Origin of the sequence: Lysobacter sp. Root916 (assembly GCF_001429785.1) — a bacterium.
Classification (GTDB): Bacteria; Pseudomonadota; Gammaproteobacteria; order Xanthomonadales; family Xanthomonadaceae; genus Lysobacter.
The window spans coordinates 332,426-350,338 of the sequence record NZ_LMJF01000013.1 but is presented as its reverse complement, the minus strand read 5'-3'; the positions used below and the strand labels follow the sequence as shown (position 1 = coordinate 350,338).

14 protein-coding genes are annotated in these 17,913 nt (G+C 69.3%); 8 read left to right on the top strand and 6 right to left on the bottom strand.

The window, feature by feature from the left end:
- Positions 1–142 precede the first annotated feature (142 nt).
- Positions 143–904, bottom strand: coding sequence for an SDR family oxidoreductase (locus ASE35_RS14085; RefSeq protein WP_057164232.1), 762 nt, complete (start codon positions 902–904; stop codon positions 143–145).
- Between the two features lie 121 nt (positions 905–1,025).
- On the opposite strand from ASE35_RS14085, the gene ASE35_RS14080 reads away from it, so the two are divergent.
- Positions 1,026–1,934: a LysR family transcriptional regulator gene (locus tag ASE35_RS14080; RefSeq protein WP_057164231.1), complete on the top strand. Its 909-nt coding sequence runs from the start codon at positions 1,026–1,028 to the stop codon at positions 1,932–1,934.
- A 130-nt stretch (positions 1,935–2,064) separates the two neighbouring features.
- Positions 2,065–2,481 (top strand): VOC family protein, encoded by a 417-nt coding sequence (locus ASE35_RS14075; protein WP_056180839.1) that lies wholly within the window; start codon positions 2,065–2,067, stop codon positions 2,479–2,481.
- A gap of 63 nt (positions 2,482–2,544) precedes the next feature.
- Here ASE35_RS14075 and ASE35_RS14070 read toward each other — a convergent pair whose 3' ends face one another.
- Positions 2,545–4,473, bottom strand: coding sequence for a beta-propeller domain-containing protein (locus ASE35_RS14070; RefSeq protein WP_057164230.1), 1,929 nt, complete (start codon positions 4,471–4,473; stop codon positions 2,545–2,547).
- A 187-nt stretch (positions 4,474–4,660) separates the two neighbouring features.
- On the opposite strand from ASE35_RS14070, the gene ASE35_RS14065 reads away from it, so the two are divergent.
- On the top strand, positions 4,661–5,584 hold the full coding sequence (locus ASE35_RS14065) for an alpha/beta hydrolase (protein WP_082611280.1): 924 nt from the start codon (positions 4,661–4,663) through the stop codon (positions 5,582–5,584).
- 540 nt (positions 5,585–6,124) lie between these two features.
- Here the strand turns inward: ASE35_RS14065 and ASE35_RS14060 are convergent.
- Positions 6,125–6,682, bottom strand: a complete 558-nt coding sequence (locus ASE35_RS14060) for a DUF3016 domain-containing protein (RefSeq protein WP_057164228.1) — start codon at positions 6,680–6,682, stop codon at positions 6,125–6,127.
- A gap of 86 nt (positions 6,683–6,768) precedes the next feature.
- Entirely contained in the window at positions 6,769–7,665 is an 897-nt protein-coding gene (locus ASE35_RS14055; protein ID WP_056180821.1) for a LysR family transcriptional regulator, read from the bottom strand.
- Positions 7,666–7,777: 112 nt separating this feature from the next.
- Here ASE35_RS14055 and ASE35_RS14050 point away from each other — a divergent pair, with 112 nt between their 5' ends.
- The 4 genes from ASE35_RS14050 (at position 7,778) to ASE35_RS14035 (ending at position 11,743) form a co-directional block, all read left to right on the top strand.
- Positions 7,778–8,533, top strand: coding sequence for a type 1 glutamine amidotransferase domain-containing protein (locus ASE35_RS14050; RefSeq protein ID WP_082611279.1), 756 nt, complete (start codon positions 7,778–7,780; stop codon positions 8,531–8,533).
- 233 nt (positions 8,534–8,766) lie between these two features.
- The gene (locus ASE35_RS14045) at positions 8,767–10,074 is read left to right on the top strand and encodes an amidohydrolase family protein (RefSeq protein ID WP_057164227.1); all 1,308 of its coding nucleotides are present in this window, start codon (positions 8,767–8,769) and stop codon (positions 10,072–10,074) included.
- Positions 10,075–10,341: 267 nt separating this feature from the next.
- The gene (locus tag ASE35_RS14040; protein WP_056180815.1) at positions 10,342–11,166 is read left to right on the top strand and encodes an alpha/beta hydrolase; all 825 of its coding nucleotides are present in this window, start codon (positions 10,342–10,344) and stop codon (positions 11,164–11,166) included.
- A gap of 73 nt (positions 11,167–11,239) precedes the next feature.
- A complete protein-coding gene (locus ASE35_RS14035) occupies positions 11,240–11,743 on the top strand; it encodes a hypothetical protein (protein ID WP_057164226.1) in 504 nt (167 codons plus the stop codon).
- A gap of 120 nt (positions 11,744–11,863) precedes the next feature.
- Here ASE35_RS14035 and ASE35_RS14030 read toward each other — a convergent pair whose 3' ends face one another.
- Both ASE35_RS14030 and ASE35_RS14025 read right to left on the bottom strand, forming a co-directional pair.
- Positions 11,864–12,238, bottom strand: a complete 375-nt coding sequence (locus tag ASE35_RS14030; protein WP_056180808.1) for a YciI family protein — start codon at positions 12,236–12,238, stop codon at positions 11,864–11,866.
- A 352-nt stretch (positions 12,239–12,590) separates the two neighbouring features.
- Entirely contained in the window at positions 12,591–12,962 is a 372-nt protein-coding gene (locus ASE35_RS14025; RefSeq protein ID WP_056181287.1) for a metalloregulator ArsR/SmtB family transcription factor, read from the bottom strand.
- Between the two features lie 207 nt (positions 12,963–13,169).
- Here ASE35_RS14025 and ASE35_RS14020 point away from each other — a divergent pair, with 207 nt between their 5' ends.
- Complete coding sequence (locus ASE35_RS14020; RefSeq protein ID WP_057164225.1) at positions 13,170–17,909, top strand: PAS domain S-box protein; 4,740 nt, start codon at positions 13,170–13,172, stop codon at positions 17,907–17,909.
- Positions 17,910–17,913 lie beyond the last annotated feature (4 nt).

Below are 17,913 nucleotides of genomic sequence, written 5' to 3'. Positions count from 1 at the left end.
GCTGCATCATGTGCCAAACGCGACCGGCGTCGAGAGTTGCGCGCATTCGTGTTTAAGGTTCCTTTAACCCTGTCCGGTACGTCGGCGCCTCCTGCGTCGACGTAACCGGTTACAGGGGCGGGATGGCTTAACCGCTCCCTACTTAAAGAAACATGCCGCCGGAGGCTTCGATGCGCTGCGCATTGATCCAGCGGTTGTCCGGCGACAGCAAGGAAGCGAACACGCCGCCGATGTCGTCCGGCTGACCGACCCGGCCCAGCGCGGTCTGCGCGGCGATGTAGGCGTTGATATCGGCGTTGTCGCGCACGGTGCCGCCGCCGAAGTCGGTTTCGATCGCGCCGGGCGCGATCACGTTGACGGCGATGCCGCGCGGACCGAGTTCCTTGGCCAGGTATTTGGTCAGCACTTCGATCGCTCCCTTCATCGATGCGTAGGCGCCGTAGCCGGGCAGGGCGAAGCGGGTCAGGCCGGTGGAGACGTTGACGATGCGGCCGCCGTCGGCGATCAGCGGCAGCAGCGTCTGGGTGAGGAAGAACACGCCCTTGAAATGGATGTTCATCAGTTCGTCGAACTGCGCCTCGGTGGTTTCGGCCAGCGCGGCATACGTGCCGATGCCGGCGTTGTTGATGAGGTAATCGAAACGTTCGCGCTGCCAATGCGTGGCCAGGGCATCGCGGACCTGGGCGGCGAAGGCTTCGAAGCTGCGGCTGTCGCCGACGTCGAGTTGCAGGGCGAGGGCGCGGCGGCCTTCGGCGCGGATCGCGGCGACGATGGCGTCGGCTTCGGCGCGGTTGCTGCGGTAGGTCAGGATCACGTCGCTGCCCTGGGAGGCGAGCTTGAGGGCGGCGTTGCGGCCGAGGCCGCGGCTGCCGCCGGTGATCAGGGCGATGCTGGAGGGGGTCATGGCAGGACTCCTGAGGGTGGGATGTGGACGCCACTCTATTGGCGCGACTTATGGCGATAAATCTGCATAATTCGATTTATCTGTTCGTAAATTACGAACAATTGCGCCGCCCGGAGCCCCGATGAACCAGCTCGACGCCATGCAGGTCTTCGTCCGGGTCGCCGAGCTGGCCAGCTTCACCCGCGCCGCCGACAGCCTGGGCCTGCCCAAGGCCAGCGCCTCCACCGCGGTGCAGCAGCTGGAAAACCTGCTGGGCACGCGCCTGCTGCACCGGACCACGCGCAAGGTCCAGACCACCCAGGACGGGCAGGCTTTCTACGAACGCTGCAAGGACCTGTTGGCCGATGTGGACGAACTGCGCGGCATGTTCCAGCAGGCGCCGCAGGCGCTACGCGGCCGCCTGCGCGTGGACATGCCCAGCGGCATGGCGCACGCGCTGGTGATCCCGCGGTTGCCGGAGTTCCTGGCCCTGCACCCGCAGTTGGAGCTGGAACTGAGCAGCGCCGACCGCCGCGTCGACCTGGTGCGCGAAGGCTTCGACTGCGTGGTCCGGATCGGCACCCTGGCCGACAGCAGTCTGATCGCGCGCCCCCTGGGCCAGTTCCGCGTGGCCAACTGCGCCAGCCCCGCCTACCTGCAGCGCTACGGCACGCCGCGACGCCTGCAGGATCTGGCCGGCCATCGCCTGGTCCACTACGCGGCCAGCCTGGGCGGACGACCCGACGGCTGGGAGTACTGGGACGGCGTGGCCTACCGCAGCCTGCCCATGGCCGGCGTGCTCACCGTCAACAACGTCGAGGCCTACCGCACCGCCTGCCTGGTCGGCCTAGGCCTGATCCAGGCCCCGTTGATCGGGCTGGAGCCCTACCTGGCGCGCGGCGAACTGGTCGAAGTGCTGCCGGAACTGAGCGCCGAGCCCATGCCGGTGTCGCTGCTGTACGCCCACCGGCGCAATCTGCCCCAGCGCGCGCAGGTCTTCATGCAATGGATGGCCGAGCTGCTGCAGCCTTATCTGGACCCGCCGGGCTGACGCCGGGCCAGGCGAAAAATATTTCGCGGGCCGTGTCGATCACGCGCCCCTTGGTTCGTCGTCAAGTAGAGCAGGCCGGATCGATCCCGTACTGGGCCCGCCAACTACCCTCCACCCTCAAGGATTCGTCATGGCTACCAAGATCTTCGTCAACCTCCCCGTCCAGGACCTGGACCGTTCGGTCGCCTTCTACACCCAGCTGGGCTATTCGTTCAACGCCAAGTTCACCGACGAGAACGCCACCTGCATGATCGTCTCCGACGACATCTACGTGATGCTGCTGGTCAAGCCGTTCTTCCAGAGTTTCGTGAGCAAGCCGGTCGGCGACGCCAGCCAGAATGTGCTGGCCATCCTCAGCATCAATGCCGAAGACCGCGCCGGCGTCGACGCGCTGGTCGAAAAGGCGATCGCGGCCGGCGCCAAGTCGCCCGAGGCCAAGGATTACGGCTTCATGTACCAGCGCGGTTACGAAGATCCGGACGGCCACCAGTGGGAAGTGTTCTACATGGATCCGGACGCCGATCCGAGCGCCGCGCAGGCGGGCTGATTCGATCGCTGACTCGTTCGCGAACCTTCCCCGTGCGAGCGGGGGAGGTTCGTGCTCGCGTACTTATTTGGAAATGGCCGCGGCGCGCCCGGGGCCGAAGTCCACTCGGCGGCGTTCTTGGATGCGGTCCGCATCGACGCGGCCTTCGACCAGTTCGTAGCCGAGCAGGGCGAACACGCGATCGCCGACGAAGATGGGGCGCGCGTTGCCGTACCAGTCCACGCAGCTGACCTGGCAACCGTCGTCGGTGGCGGGCGAGGTGCGCGCGTCGAGTTGGCCCATGCGGCTCAGGTGCAGGGCGCGGTTGCGCAGGTAGACGACGCTGGCTTGGCCGGGGGCTGCATAGTCGTCGGCGGCCGCCCGCAGGATGGGCAGGCCGGCGATGCCTTGCTGGTCCGCGGTCGGACGATAGAAGAAGCCGTGGGTGCGTTGATCGCCCTCCGCCACGCCGGGGTAGACGAAACGTCCCGCGTGCGCGGCGTTGTCGCCCAGGCGAATCCCGCTGAAATGCAGATCGTTGCCGCTGGATCCGACCAGCAAGGCGTCGCGTCCCAGTGCTTCGATGCGGCTCACCGCGTGCGGCAGGGCCAAGGCCTGCACCGGCCTCTGGCTGGCGTAGCGCAGGGCGAGAACGGTGCTCGCCGCACCGCGGTCGTCGTGCTGGTACGGCGCTGCGCCCACCAGCAACCAATCGCCGACATAGCGATTCTGCATGGCGCCGTAGCCGGCGATCAGGGCGGGGAGCGGACGGTAGTGCTCGGCTCGGGTGCTGGCGCTGGCGTCGCCGAATTCGTCCAGCTTGACGCGCAGCAGGGCCAGTTCGCCGGTTTTGGCGTCGTCGCGCCACATCGCATGGCCGTCGTAGTCGCTGCCGACCAGCACGTTGAGATAGCCGTCGCGTTGCAGGAACGACATCTGGTCGATGGGGCTGCCGCTGGTGCGCAGTGCCGAGGGCGCGCCGCCATCCAGCGGCATGCGGAACACCGACGAAGACGGCACCCCGGCCTTGCCCGTTTCCGAACTGATCCAGACATAGACCGCGTCCTGCGCGACATAGAACTCGCGCGAGCGGTCGCCGAGCACGGCGGTGGCGCGGCACTCCAGTTCGGCCCTGCCCAGGTCGCACACGCTCACCGTGTGCAGCACGACGGAGTAGTTGTCGCTGGTCGGGTCCAGCGCGTCGTAGATGCGGCTGGCGGGCAGGATGCGTTTGAAGTCGGCGACCTGGGCGCCGGATCGCCAGTGGCGCAATGCCGGCAGATGCGACTCGGGCTCGTTCAAGTACACCGGCACGGGCGCGTAGAAGATCAGCTGACGTCCGATCAGGCGGCTGGCGTAGTTGCGTTGCGAATAGTAGTCGCTGCTGCGCAGTTGGTAGGTATCGCGATGACGCAGGCCGCCGTCGTCGCCCAGCGCGAACAGGCCGATCTCGGTGCCGCCGCGTTCGTAGCTGTAGCCGATCACGATCACGTCCCGGCCCGACACCAGCATCTCGTCGTACCAGGTGCCGTTGGGGCTGGAGCCCGGCGCGTAGGCGTCGATGGTGGCGACCGGTTGCAGACCGTCGCCGCCGACGCGGATGGAGAACAGGCGGCCGCGGCGCAGCACGATCAGGTAGTCGCCGGCGTTCTTGACGATGTCGCCTTCGTCCACGCCCAGGGTCTGGACGTTGGTGATCGATTCGGGTGCGGCGGCAGCGGCGTCGGCGCTGGCCTGGGCCGGCGCATCTACCGCCGAGGACTCGGCGAAGCTCATGGGGGCGGGGGGCGGTGAGGGCGGAGGGGGAGGGGCCATCGCGTACTCCTTGGCGGCCTCCTGTCGCCGCCGCTTCATGGTCTGCTGCAAGTTCGTCAGCGCACGCTGGAATGCGGCTTCGTCCTCGAACGATTGCAGTGTGCTCGACGGCTTGGACACCGGCGGCGTGGCGGGCTTGGCGCAGGCCGCCAGCAGCACGGCGCCCAGCGCGATGGACACGACGATCTTCCTGTTCATGCGGTTCCCCAGGGCGGAGGCGGCCGCTCCCGGCGAGCGGCCGACCAGGGCCGCCGCGGCGACCCCGAGACTTCCAACGCATGGGATCCGAAACGGGGTCGAACCCTCACTACCGGCACAGTCCTACCCCGGCCCGCGCTGCGATGATCGCCGCTAGCTCTTTCCTCTCTCTTGCGAGTCCGGCGCCATGAAGACGAATTCCAGTCCCCGACGCTGCGTGCGTACGCTGATATTGACTGGCTCGCTCCTGCTGTTCGGTGCACTGGCGAACGGTCCGGTCGCCGCCGCAGGCTACGTCGCCGGCTCGGTGCCGGCTGCCGACGGCACACGCATTCACTACGTCGACAACGGCCGGACCGGCGCGGCGCCGGTGCTGGTGTTCGTGCCTGGCTGGGGCATGGATCACACGATCTGGGACGCGCAGCTGGCGGCGTTCGGCGAGGGGCATCGGGTGGTGGCGATGGACCCGCGTTCGCAGGGTGCTTCGCAGCTTAGCGGCGGCGGCAATACGCCGGAGGTGCGCGCCAGCGATATCGAGGCCCTGCTGACGGCGCGCAAACTCGATCGGGTGGTGCTGATTGGTTGGTCGCAGGGCGTCCAGGATGTCGCCGCCTATGTGCAGCGTTACGGGACCGGGCGTATCGCCGGCTTGGTGTTGGTGGATGCGGCGGTGTCGCGCGGCGCTGGCGGGGTGGCCGCGGATCCGCAGGCGGCGCAGCGCTTCCTCGAGATGATGGCTGTCTACGCCGCGCATCCGCGCGAGTACCTGCGCGGCATGATGGGCGCGATCTTCGCCCGGCCGTTGGCGCCGGAGCAGGTGGATCGGCGCGTCGAGATCGCCTTGCGTACGCCGGTGAGCACGGGCGTGGCGATGCTGGTGGCCGATATGTACGGCGTCGACCGCAGCGGTGCGCTGAAGAAGTTCGACCGGCCGACGTTGATCGTGGCGGCGGCGGGTTCGGATGAGCTTGCGGCGCAGAAGGCAGCCGCGCAGCAGGTGCCGGGGGCACGGCTGGAGGTCGTTGCCGATGCGGGGCATGGGGTATTCGTCGATCAGCCCGAGCCGTTCAATACGGCGCTGCGGGAGTTCTTGGAGACGCTGCGGCGCTAGGGTGGGATCGCTGTTTTGAGGTGAGTGGCATCGTGGGCGTGGTGGCGCGATCGCGGCTTACGCCGCTCCCACAGAGAGCAGAAAGCAGAGTCGGGATGGCCGGGTAGGAGCGGCGTAAGCCGCGACTCGGTATTCGGTGTGCGTCGTTGGTTTCGTCGTGGGTGCGGCTTCGCGGTCGCGGCTTGCGCCGCTCCTACAGGTGGCGGTCGGAGGCGGCGCGGGTAGGGGCGAGCGACGATCGGGGCGCGTTGCGCTGGCGCTGTGGGAGCGGCGTAAGCCGCGATTGGACTGCGGCGATGACGCGAGTTGCGCGACGAGTGCGGAGCCTTCATCGCGGCTTACGCCGCTCCCACAGAAAGCAGAAAGCAGAGTCGGCAGGGCCGGGTAGGAGCGGCGTGAGCCGCGACTCGGAATGCGGCGTGCGTCGTTGGTTTCGTCGTGGGTGCGGCTTCGCGGTCGCGGCTTGCGCCGCTCCTACAGGGGCGGATGCGGCTGGTGCCGCTCCCATGGCGGCCGCGGAGCGGCGGGCGGCGGTGCGGCTCAGACGCCGGGGCGCTTGAGTTCGCGGTCCAGCCAGCGGTTGATCAGCGCCTTTTCGTAGCGCAGCGGGTCGCTGTTGCTCAGGGCGTTGGCGTTGCTGAGGAAGCCCATGTCGCTGAGCTTGCGCTCGCCCTCGGCGATGACCTGGCCGTCGGCGTCGATGCGGCGGAAGTTGAGGGTGATGCGCGGCGGGTAGATGTCGCGGATGAAGCGGGTGTCGTTGAAGGCGACGCCGCGCCAGGGTTCGTAGTTGCCGGCGCGGCGGATGTCGAGGATGTCGACTTCCAGGCGCTCGCCCGCGGGCAGGCGCTTCTGCGCGCGCTGGCGCAGGTGTTGGGCCAGATCTTCGACCCAGTTGCCGCGCTTGGCTTCGCTGGAATTGCCGCTGTAGCGGATCTCGGTGAACTGGGCGGGGTTTTGCCAACGCACTTCGACCGGCCCCTGTTCGGGTAGCGCGCGCGGCGCATCGGGGTCGGTGACGTTGCGGCTCTTGGCGACGGCGCCTCCGGCCAGGGTCAGGGCGAGGACGGCGGCGATCAAGGCGGGACGGAGAATCATGGGTGACTCCGTGGATAGCGCGCTGAGGCGACACCCTGATTGTCCGCCCGCGTGCTGGGCACCGCAAATGCCGACGCCGCGGCGCTTTAGCCCGCGCTCAGCGCCGCGATCAGGGCGCGCGCGGCGGCGGACAGCTGCCGGTGCGGCGCGTAGATCAGCGAGAACGCGCGGCTGCGGCCGCGGGTGTGCGTCAACACCTCGACCAGGCGCCCGGCGCGCACGCGTTCGCCGACGATGAAGTCATAACTCTGGCAGATACCCGCGCCCTGTTCGGCCAGGGACACCATGCCCAAGGGGTCGTCCGATACCCGCAGCGCTCCGCCCGGCGTCCAGTCGCGGTCGCGGCCGTCCTCGCGCAGGATCCACGGGAACACGCGTCCGCTGCTGGGCATCACGAACGACAGGCAACTGTGCTGGGCCAGGTCGTCGATGGTCCGCGGCAGGCCCGCGCGCCGCAGATAATCGGGCGAGGCGACCAGGCAGACCGGCGCGTCCTCGAGCTTGCGCGCGACCAGGCCGCTGTCGGGCAACTCGCCCAGGCGGATCGCCAGGTCGTAGCCTTCGGCGATCAGGTCGACATTGCGATTGGCGATGCTCAACTCGATCCGCACCTGCGGGTGCTGCTGCGCGAACGCCTGCAGCCGCGCCGGCAGTCGGTAGTGGCCGTAGGTGGTCGGCACGCTCAGACGCACGCTGCCGGAGAGCGTGCCGCCCTGGCCCTGGAGGCTGCGTTCGGCCTCGTCGATCAGGGCGAAGGCGGTGCGGGTCTGCTCGAGGTAGCTGCGCCCGGCTTCGGTCAGGCCCAGGCGCCGGGTCGTGCGCCGCAACAGTTGCACACCCAGGCGGGTTTCCAGCCGCGCGATCGCGCGGCTGATCGCCGAGGGCGTGGTCGCCAGCGCGGTCGCGGCGGCGGTCAGCGAGCCGCGCTCGACCGCGGCGGCGAAGGCCTCGACGTCGGCCAGGTGGTCGTAATGACGGCTCATTCTTGCGCTCCACGCACGAGTAATTTGCCCGTAAGCCAGTTTATCGCCATAAAACGCAAGAATAGAGTGCCAGCACCCGGTCGGCTCCCGACCCTTTCCCAGGATTCCCGCCATGAGCGCTTTATTCGCCGCCGCCCTGTTCGGCCTGTCCGCCGCCGCCACCGGCGCCACCCCGCCCGCGCCCAAGCCGGTGCTGATGGTGTTGACCAGCCACGGCACCAAGGGCAGCACCGGTCAGCCCACCGGCTTCTACCTGGGCGAAGTCACCCACCCCCTGGCGGTGTTCGACGCCGCCGGCATTGCGGTCGAGTTCGCTTCGATCCAGGGCGGCGAGCCGCCGGTGGACGGCATCGAACTGGACGACGCCACCAACGCGCGCTACTGGAACGACGCCGGCTTCCGCGCCGCGATCCGCAACACCGCGCGCCTGGATACCGTCGACAGCGGCAAGTACGCGGCGGTGTTCTACGCCGGTGGCCATGGCGCGGTCTGGGATTTTCCCGACAGTCCGGCGGTGCAGCGGGTGACGCGCGAGGTGTACGAATCCGGCAACGTGATCGCCGCGGTCTGTCACGGCCCGGCCGCGCTGGTGAACGTGAAGCTCAGCGACGGCAGCTACCTGGTGGCTGGCAAGCGCGTCAGCGCGTTCACCGACGACGAAGAGCGCGCGGTGAAGCTGGAGAGCGTGGTGCCGTTCCTGCTCGCCAGCACGCTGAGCCAGCGCGGCGCGCAGCACCAGGCCGGGCCGAACTGGACCGCGCAGGTCAGCGTCGACGGGCGCCTGGTCACCGGCCAGAACCCGCAGTCGGCGACCGCCACCGCCGAGGCGGTGCGGGATTTGCTGCGCAAGTCGACGGCCGCCAACTAGTACTCGGCGCCGCGAAGACGATGCGGTTCACCTTTGGCTCACCGCATCCTACGCATCGCGATGCCCTGGCGGCGTCCTCTTCGGGTCATGGCGAGGACGGCCGGAGAATTTCGCGCACGATCGGGTGCGGGGCGCGCGCGGAAACTGAGGCGCCGGTCATCCGAAGGTCCCATATCCCGCGTCGCAGCAAGCCCTACACTCGCTCTCACCATATCGCTCCGGGGAGAGTCCGTATGAAGTTGCGCAACGCCGTCCTGTCCGCTGCCTTGTCCTTGGGTCTGAGTCTGGCGCTGAGCGCGCAGGCGCAGAACGGCGTACCGACGATCGCGCTCAAGGCCGCGCACCTGTTCGACGGACGCAGCGGGCAGCTGGTGTCGCCCGGCGTGGTGGTGGTGCGCGGCGATCGCATCGTCGCGGTCGGTCGCGATGCCGCTATTCCGGCCGACGCGCAAGTGATCGACCTGGGCGAGGCGACCCTGCTGCCCGGCTTCATCGACGCGCATACCCACCTGGCTTCCGATCACAGCGAGGATTGGGCCCAGGGCTTCTACGAGAACATGCTGCGCTTCCCGACCGAGCAGGCCTTCCACGCGCAGCGCAACGCGCAGTCGGCGCTGAAGGCCGGCGTGACCACCGCGCGCGAGCTGGGCGCACCGGATTTCGTCGACATCGGCCTGCGCAACGCGATCAACGCCGGCCTGGTCCAGGGCCCGCGCCTGATCGTGGCCGGCCACGCCATCGGCTCCACCGGCGGTCACTGCGACAGCGTCAACGCGCCGCCGGATCGGATCCGGCCCGCCGGTCCGCTGGAAGGGGTGTGCAACGGCGCCGAGGAATGCCGCCTGGCGGTGCGTCAGCAGATGAAGTTCGGCGCCGACGTGATCAAGATCTGCGCCTCCGGCGGCGTGCTTTCCGAGTCCGACCCGGTCGACGTGCCGCAGCTCACGCCGGCCGAGCTCGGCGCGATCATCGGCGAGGCCCACAACTGGGGCCGCAAGGTGGCCGCGCACAGCCACGGCGATGTCGCCGCGCGGCTGGCGGTGGAGGCCGGCATCGATTCGATCGAGCACGGCAGCTTCCTCACCCCGGCCACGCTACAGCTGATGAAGAACAAGGGCGTCTACCTGGTGCCCACGCGCATGACCCAGCTGTGGGTGGATGAGAAGGCGAACACCTATCCGCCCAAGATCGGCGAGAAGGCGCGCGCCGCCGCCGCCGCGCATACCCAGATGTTCAAGCAGGCGTTGAAGATCGGCGTGCCGATCGCCTACGGCACCGACTCGGCGGTGTTCCCGCACGGCCTCAACGCACGCGAGTTCGGCGATTACGTCGACATGGGCATGAGCCCGGCGCAGGCGCTGATGACCAGCAGCCAGGGCTCGGCGAAATTGCTCGGCATCGACCAGGACACCGGCACCCTGGAAGTCGGCAAGGCCGCCGACATCGTGGCGGTGCCCGGCGACGTGATCCAGAACGTGCGCGCGACCGAGAAGCCGGTGCTGGTGATGCGCGCGGGCGTGGTGGTCAAGGGCGCGCCCTGAGCGGAGGCGTTTCCGCGCTTTAGGAAAATCTCAAAGAAAACCGGAGCGACGCGCGGTCCCAGTCCGCGCGCCGCTCCGGGGATCTCCCTGACGAGGAGAGCTGCAGCTTGCCTGCGGGCCGTCGCAGCAGCCGAGACTGCAGCGCAATGTCGTCTCCGCACGATGCCGGTGCGCGCGCAGCCGGCATCGCGGCTGCGCGGATACCGACGCCCCCGCACCACCGCCGTTGTCCCGACCCCACCCTCCACCGACTCCGGGAGCAAGACCATGAGCACGATCGCCACCAAAGACGGCACCCAGATCTATTACAAGGACTGGGGCAGCGGCCCCGTCGTCGTCCTCAGCCACGGCTGGCCGCTCAACGCCGACAGCTGGGAAGCGCAGATGCTGTTTTTGGCCGACAACGGCTATCGCGTGATCGCGCACGACCGCCGCGGTCACGGCCGCTCCAGTCAGCCCTGGCAGGGCAACGACATGGACCACTACGCCGACGACCTGGCCGAGCTGCTTGAGCATCTGGACGTCAAGGACGCTTCGCTGTTCGGCTTCTCCACCGGCGGCGGCGAAGTCGCGCGTTATGTGGGCCGTCACGGCACCGCGCGCGTCGCCAGGCTCGGCCTGATCTCGGCGGTGCCGCCGCTGATGCTCAAGACCGAAGCCAACCCCGGCGGCCTGCCGGTCGAAGTCTTCGACGGCATCCGCAAGGCCTCGCTGGCCGATCGTTCGCAGCTGTATCAGGACCTCGCCAGCGGCCCGTTCTTCGGCTACAACCGGCCCGGCGCGAAGAAGTCGCAGGGCGCGATCGACGCGTTCTGGATGCAGGGCATGATGGCCGGGCACAAGAACGCCTACGACTGCATCGCCGCGTTCTCGGCCACCGACTTCACCCAGGACCTGAAGAAGTTCGACAAGCCGACCCTGATAGTGCACGGCGACGACGATCAGGTCGTGCCGGTGGACGCCGCCGCGCGCGCCTCGGCCAAGCTGATCCCGCACGCCAAGCTGGTGATCTACCCCGGCGCGCCGCACGGCATCACCGACACCCACAAGGAAAAGCTCGGCGCCGACATGTTGGCGTTCCTCAAGTCCTGATCCGCGCGCGACGCCGGCCGCGCGCCGGCGTCGCGCCATCGTCCGCAACCGCCCAGCCATCGCGAGGTGAACCATGTTCGGCATCACGCCCTTCGGCATGTTCCATACCGTCGTCAGCCTCATCGCCCTGTTCGCCGGCCTCATCGCCCTGATCCGTTACCGCGAGATCGGCTACGAGCGCCTGATCGGCAAGGTCTATGTGTGGTTCACCATCGGCAGCTGCGTGACCGGCTTCTTCATCTTCCGCCACGGCGGCTTCGGCAAGCCGCACGCGTTGGGCGTGATCACGCTGATCGTGTTGTTCTCGGCGCTGGCCGCCGACCGCAAGGCGATCTTCGGCGGGCTGTCGCGCTACGTCGCGGTGATCGGCTACACGCTGACGGTGTTCTTCCACCTGATCCCGGGCTTCACCGAAACCGCCACCCGTATCCCGGAGGGCCGGCCGCTGGTGTCGGGGCCGGACGCGCCGGAACTGCAGGCCGCGGTGGGCGCGGCCTTCCTGGTGTTCCTGGCGGTGGCGCTGCTGCAGGCCTTGCGGATCCGTCGCCAGCGCGCGCCGCTGCCGCAAGCTGCCTGATCCCGCCACACCCAGGCGCGCTCGCGGTGGAAGCCTGGGTTGTCGTTGAGCCGCCCGGCGGCGCCTGAGGCGACGCCGGCGGCGTAGCCGTGCGCCCGCGACGGCGGCCGAGAGGCAAGCTCAGGCGCCGACGTCGCGCCGCACGTCGTTGAGGTCGCGCACCGGGCGCACTTCGATGCAGCCGGAATTGGCCCACGGGAACTGCGCGGCGATGCGCAGTGCTTCGTCCATGTTCTCGGCTTCGATCAGGTTGAAGCCGCCCAGGTATTCCTTGGTCTCGGCGAAGGGGCCGTCGGTGATCGTGGCACGGCCGTTGCGCACGCGCAGCGACTTGGCGGTGGTCGGGGCCTCGAGCTGTTGCGAGTCCAGCAGGTAACCCTGGTCGCGCAGCTCGTCGGCGTGGATCAGGCAGTCGCGCATCATGCTCTTGGCCTCGTCGGCGGGTACGCCGCCGAGCAGGCTGTCGTCGTTGTAGATCATCACCAGAAATTTCATTCGCGGTCTCGGATCGAGGGGTGGGCCCGGCAATGTGCGGCCAGCGGTCGCGGGCCGCAAGAGACCCGCCGTTCTTTCGCGCGTTCGTGCACAAGGCAGCGGCCGAAGGTCTTCACAACCAGCCGCGCACGCGGCGAAATCTAAGTGCCGGCCCGGCCAGTCGCGTGGCGGGTCGATCGCGGCAGGGCGGCTCTGGATCACCGACGGCCCGCCGGCGACGCGATCCGGGCGGTCGGGCGCTGGCGCGTACCATCGCCGTCGGCTTGCAGGTCTCAGGCGATCGGGGCCCGCGCGAGCAGGCCACCCGCGCTTTGGATGCGTTCGACCGGGACGATGCGGCGGCCGTCGGCGTTCATGCGGGGCGGCGTCTGCGTGAGGCGGGTTTGGCGGGCTGCGGCTCGGGGTGGGCGGCGAGATGGGCGCCCAGGCGGTCGAGCTGGCGTGCGCCGGCGTCGCGGCGCTGGCCGATCCAGCGTTCGGCCGCGGCCAGGCCGTCGCGATCGAGTTCGCAGCTGCGGACCCGGCCGGTCTTGCGCGAGCGCACCAGGCCGCTGGCCTCCAGCACCTGCAGGTGCTGCACCACCGCCGCCAACGACATCGCCAACGGCCGGGCGAGTTCGCTGACCGTGGCCGTGCCGCCGTCCAGACGCTCGATCATCGAACGCCGGCTGGGGTCGGCGAGGGCGTGGAAGACGCGGTCCAGATTCGCGGGATGGTTAGGCATGCGCTCGAGTGTGGGCGGGGCCACCCCACTGTCAAGTGATCGCTTAAGTATGGGTGCGCACTGCCGGTGCCGCCGATGCCCCTGCGCGCGGCTGTGCCGATCGCGGACAGTGGCGTAGCCGGCCCGGGCGGTGTCGATTCCGCGCAGCCCCACTCGGAATCTCTACGGGGCCTCTGCTAACGTCCTTCGTTCCGAACCTGGGAGGGGATGCCCATCCGTCGTCTGCGTAGCCCTGCCCGACTTGCCCTGCTGGTACTGCTGCTGGGACTGGCCGGCGCGGTGATGGTGGGGTTGCGCCAGCAGTCCGGCAACGAGGCGCGCACCCAGCAGCTGCTGGACAGCATGGCCGCGCGCGCCACGGCCGATTTGAAGTCGCGTTTCCAGACCTACGAATACGGGCTGCGCGGCGCGCGCGGGGCGGTGCTGGGCGCCGGCGGCGCGATCAACCGCGAACGCTTCCGTCGCTACATGCAGTCGCGCGAGCTCGCGCGCGAGTTCCCCGGCGCGCACGGCTTCGGTTACATCGCGCGCGTGCCCGCCGGCCGCGAGGGCGCCTTCCTGAGCGGCCTGCGCGCGGAAGGCCTGCGCGAGGTCAAGGTCCGCCAGCTCGCCCCGCACAAGGGCGAGAAATACCTGATCAAGTACGTCGAGCCCGAGGCGCCCAATCGCGCCGCGCTGGGTCTGGACATCGCCTCCGAGCGCAAGCGCCGCGAGGCCGCGCTGGTCGCGCTAAAGAGCGGGCAGCCGACCCTGACCGGGCCGATCACCCTGGTCCAGGTCGAGGGCAAGCCCAATCGCAGCATGCTGTTCCTGCTGCCGGTGTACCCGAACGGACAGCCCTCGGACCCGGCTCAGGCCGCGGCGGCGGCGGTGGGCTGGGTGTACGCGCCGCTGGTCACCGACGACATCCTGGCCGACTTCGGACAAACCCACGCCGACTACGGCTTCATCCTGAGCGACGTCACCGACCCGGCGCACGGCGAGCGCATCTACGCCTCCGCCAGCATCGGCGAAGGCGTCGACCAGGAGCGCTCGCGCCAGCGCGTGTTCGCCCTGTACGGCCGCCAGTGGCGCATGGATATCGAGGCCCAGCCTGCCACCATCGCCGCCCTGGACCTGCCGCAGCCCTGGCGCGCGGCGGGTTCGATCGCCGCGTTGGGTTCGCTGCTGGCGGTGCTGCTGTATCTGTTCATGAGCTCCAACGAACGCAAGCAGCGTTCGATCGCGCAGAGCGCGCGCCTGGCCGCGATCGTCGAGAGTTCGCACGACGCCATTGTCGGCACCTCGTCCGACGGCCGCGTGACCGAATGGAACCGCGCCGCCCAGCAGATGTTCGGCTATCCGCCCGAGGAGGCCATCGGCCGCTCGCTGGTCGAGTTGGTGGTGCCGTTCGAGCGCATCCGCGAGGACGGCCAGATCCTGCAGCGCGCGCTGGCCGGCGAAGAGGCGGTGGCGGTCGAGACCATCCGCCGCCATCGCAACGGCTCGCCGTTGTACGTGGAGATTTCGGCCGCGCCGATCCGCAGCGGCAGCGGGCGCGTGGTCGGCGTGGCCTCGACCCTGCGCGACATCGCCGAACGCAAGGAAGCCCAGGCCGAGATCCTGCAGCTCAACGCCACCCTGGAGCATCAGGTCGAGGAGCGCACCGCCGAACTGCAGGCGTTCTCGGCGCTGCAGCGCGCGATCCTGGCCAACGCCGGCTACGCCATCATCGCCTCCGACCCGGAAGGCAAGATCACCCTGTTCAATCCGGCCGCCGAGGCGATCCTGGGCTACTCGGCCGAGGAACTGGTCGGCCGCGAGACCCCGGCGCTGTTCCACGAGCCCATCGAGATGGCCGAGCGCGCCCATGCGCTGCAGATGGAGCTGGGCCGACGCATCGATCCTGGCTTCGAAGTGTTCGTGGCCAAGGCCCGCATCGAGCCCGATTCCAACGAGTGGACCTACATCACCAAGAGCGGCGACCGCATCCCGGTGCTGCTCAACGTCAGCGCGCTGCGCAAGAGCGACGGCGAGATCGTGGGTTACCTGGGCATCGCCGTCGACCTGCGCGAGCGCAAGCGCCGCGAGGCCGCGCTGGAGACCAACGAACGCAAGCTGCGCGGGCTGTTCGAGCTGTCGCCGTTGGGCATCGCGCTGACCGACGAGAGCGGGCGCTTCGTCGAGTTCAACGAGGAGTTCCGCGCCCTGACCGGCTACAGCGAGCAGGAACTGCGCGCGCTGGATCAGAGCAAGCTCACGCCCAAGGAGTACGAGCTGCAGGAGAAGGCGGTCCAGCGCACCCTGCACAGCAGCGGCCGTTACGGCCCCTACGAGAAACAGTTCGTGCGCAAGGACGGCGCGCGCGTGCCGGTGCGCTTGAACGGCGTGGCCCTGCGCATCGACGGCAAGCTCCATACCTGGTCGATCGCCGAGGACATCACCGTCCAGCGCACCGCCGAGGCGGCGATGGTGGACGCGGTCGCCGCGGCGGAGGCGGCCAGCAAGGCCAAGAGCGATTTCCTGGCCAACATGAGCCACGAGATCCGCACGCCCATGAACGCGATCCTGGGCATGCTGCAGCTGCTGCAGAAGACCAGCCTGGACCTGCGCCAGCTCGACTACGCCAACAAGACCGAGACCGCGGCCAAGACCCTGCTGGGCATCCTCAACGACATCCTCGACTTCTCCAAGATCGAGGCCGGCCGCCAGACCCTGGAATCGCACGAGTTCGAACTCGAGCAGGTGCTGCGCGACATCTCGGTGATCCTCAGCGCCAACGTCGGCGACAAGGACATCGAGATCGTGTTCGATATCGACGAGCACGTGCCAAAACGCGTGATCGGCGATTCCCTGCGCCTGCAGCAGGTACTGATCAATCTGGTCGGCAACGCGATCAAGTTCACCCACTACGGCGAGGTGGTGTTGGTGGTGCGCGTCGCCAACGCCGATCAGGGCCGGGTGTCGCTGGCGTTCGACGTGCGCGACAGCGGCATCGGCATCGACGAAGACAAGTTGGTGGCGATCTTCGAGGGTTTCTCGCAGGCCGAAGCCTCGACCACCCGCCGCTTCGGCGGCACCGGCCTGGGCCTGGCGATCAGCCAGCGACTGGTGCGCCTGATGGGCGGCGAGCTGGGCGTGGAAAGCGAACGCGGCCGCGGCAGCCGCTTCTTCTTCAGCATCGGGCTGGGCGTGCCCAGCCAGCCCTCCGAGGCCCCGGCCGGTCCGCCGGAGCGCCTGCGCGAACTGCGCGCGTTGGTGGTGGACGACAACGACAGCGCGCGCAACGCGATCCTGGCGATGGTGCAGTCGATCGGCTGGAAGGCCGATGCCGCGCGCAGCGGCGAGGAAGCGTTGGAGTTCGTCGAGCGCGCCGCCGGCGAGGGCCCGCCCTACGAAGTGATCTTCCTGGACTGGCGCATGCCGGGCCTGGACGGCTGGGAGACCGGCCGGCGCATCCGCGAGCTGATCGGCGGCAGCCAGGCGCCGTTGATCGTGATGGTCACCGCGCACGGCCGCGAGATGCTGGTCGAGCGGCTGGGCCGCGAACAGGCGGTGCTGGACGGTTTCCTGATGAAGCCGGTGACGGTGGCGATGCTGATCGACGCGGTCGCCGATGCGCGCTCCGGCCAGGGCCTGCCGCTGCCCTTGCCCGATCCGGCGCCGCTGCAAGCCTCGCGCAATCGCCTGGCCGGAATGTCGCTGCTGGTGGTCGAGGACAATCCGACCAACCAGCAGGTGGTGAACGACCTGCTCGAAAGCGAGGGCGCGCGCGTGGCCGTGGCCGGCGGCGGGGCCAAGGCCTTGCAGATGCTGGTCGGCCAGGCCGGCCAGTACCACGTGGTGCTGATGGACATCCAGATGCCCGACATGGACGGCTACACCGCGACCCGGCGCATCCGCGGCAATCTGGGTTTGACCAGGCTGCCGATCATCGCGATGACCGCGAACGTGCTGCCTTCCGACCGCGAGGCCTGCCTGGCCGCAGGCATGAACGATCACCTCGGCAAGCCCTTCGATCTGGATACCCTGGTCGAGCGCCTGCTGCATTGGACCGCACGCGGCGCCACCACCGCGGGCGCTGCGGCGGCCGCGAACGGCGCGGGCGTAGTCGCGCCTGCGACCACGCCCGCACCCACGCCCGCACCTGCGCCACCCGTGGAACCCGCCGCCGAGCCCGCGCCGCCGCTGCCCGCGCTGGAGGCCGAAGCCGCATTGCAGGCCGAGGCGGCGCAAGCGCTGGCCGCGCGCGCCGTCGCCACCCAGGCCGCTACGGCGCAGGCGGTGACGACCCAAGCCGCCGCCGCGCAGATCGCTACCACCCTGCCGGCCGCGGCGCACACCGCGGTGGCGCCGGCCGAAGCCGCGTCGGCCGCGAACGGCGAGCCGGCCTTGCTGGATTGGGAGGCCGCGCTGGCCCGTTTCGGCGGCAAACGGCGCGTCTACAGCGACGTGCTGCGCGGCTTCCCCGACGGCGGCACCCAGATCATGGGCGAGCTTGCGACCGCCTTGCGCTCCAAACAGCGCGAGGGCGCGGCGCGTCAGTTGCACACGCTCAAAGGCGTCGCCGCCACGGTCGGCGCGATGCGCCTGGCGCAGTTGGCCGAGCTGCAGGAGAAGGCGATCGCCGCGGCCGGCGAAGACTGGTTGCGCGCGCTGCAGTTGGGTGCGTTGCGCAACGGCCTGGGCGAAGCGGCGGCCGCCACGCGCGAGCGCCTACAGATATTGAGCGCCGACGAACCGCCGCCGCCGGGCGACGACGCGCCGGTGCCGCAGCGCTCGCTGCAGCGCCTGCGCGAACTGCTGAGCGCCTCCAACCTGGGCGCGCTGGACGTATTCCACTCGCTGGAGGCGGGCCTGGCCCGCCACCACCCGGGCGAGCATCGGCAGCTGGCCGATGCGCTGACCCGGTTCGACTTCGCCGCGGCGGCCGATGTGTGCGGCCGTCTGCTGGCCCGATCGGAATGACAAG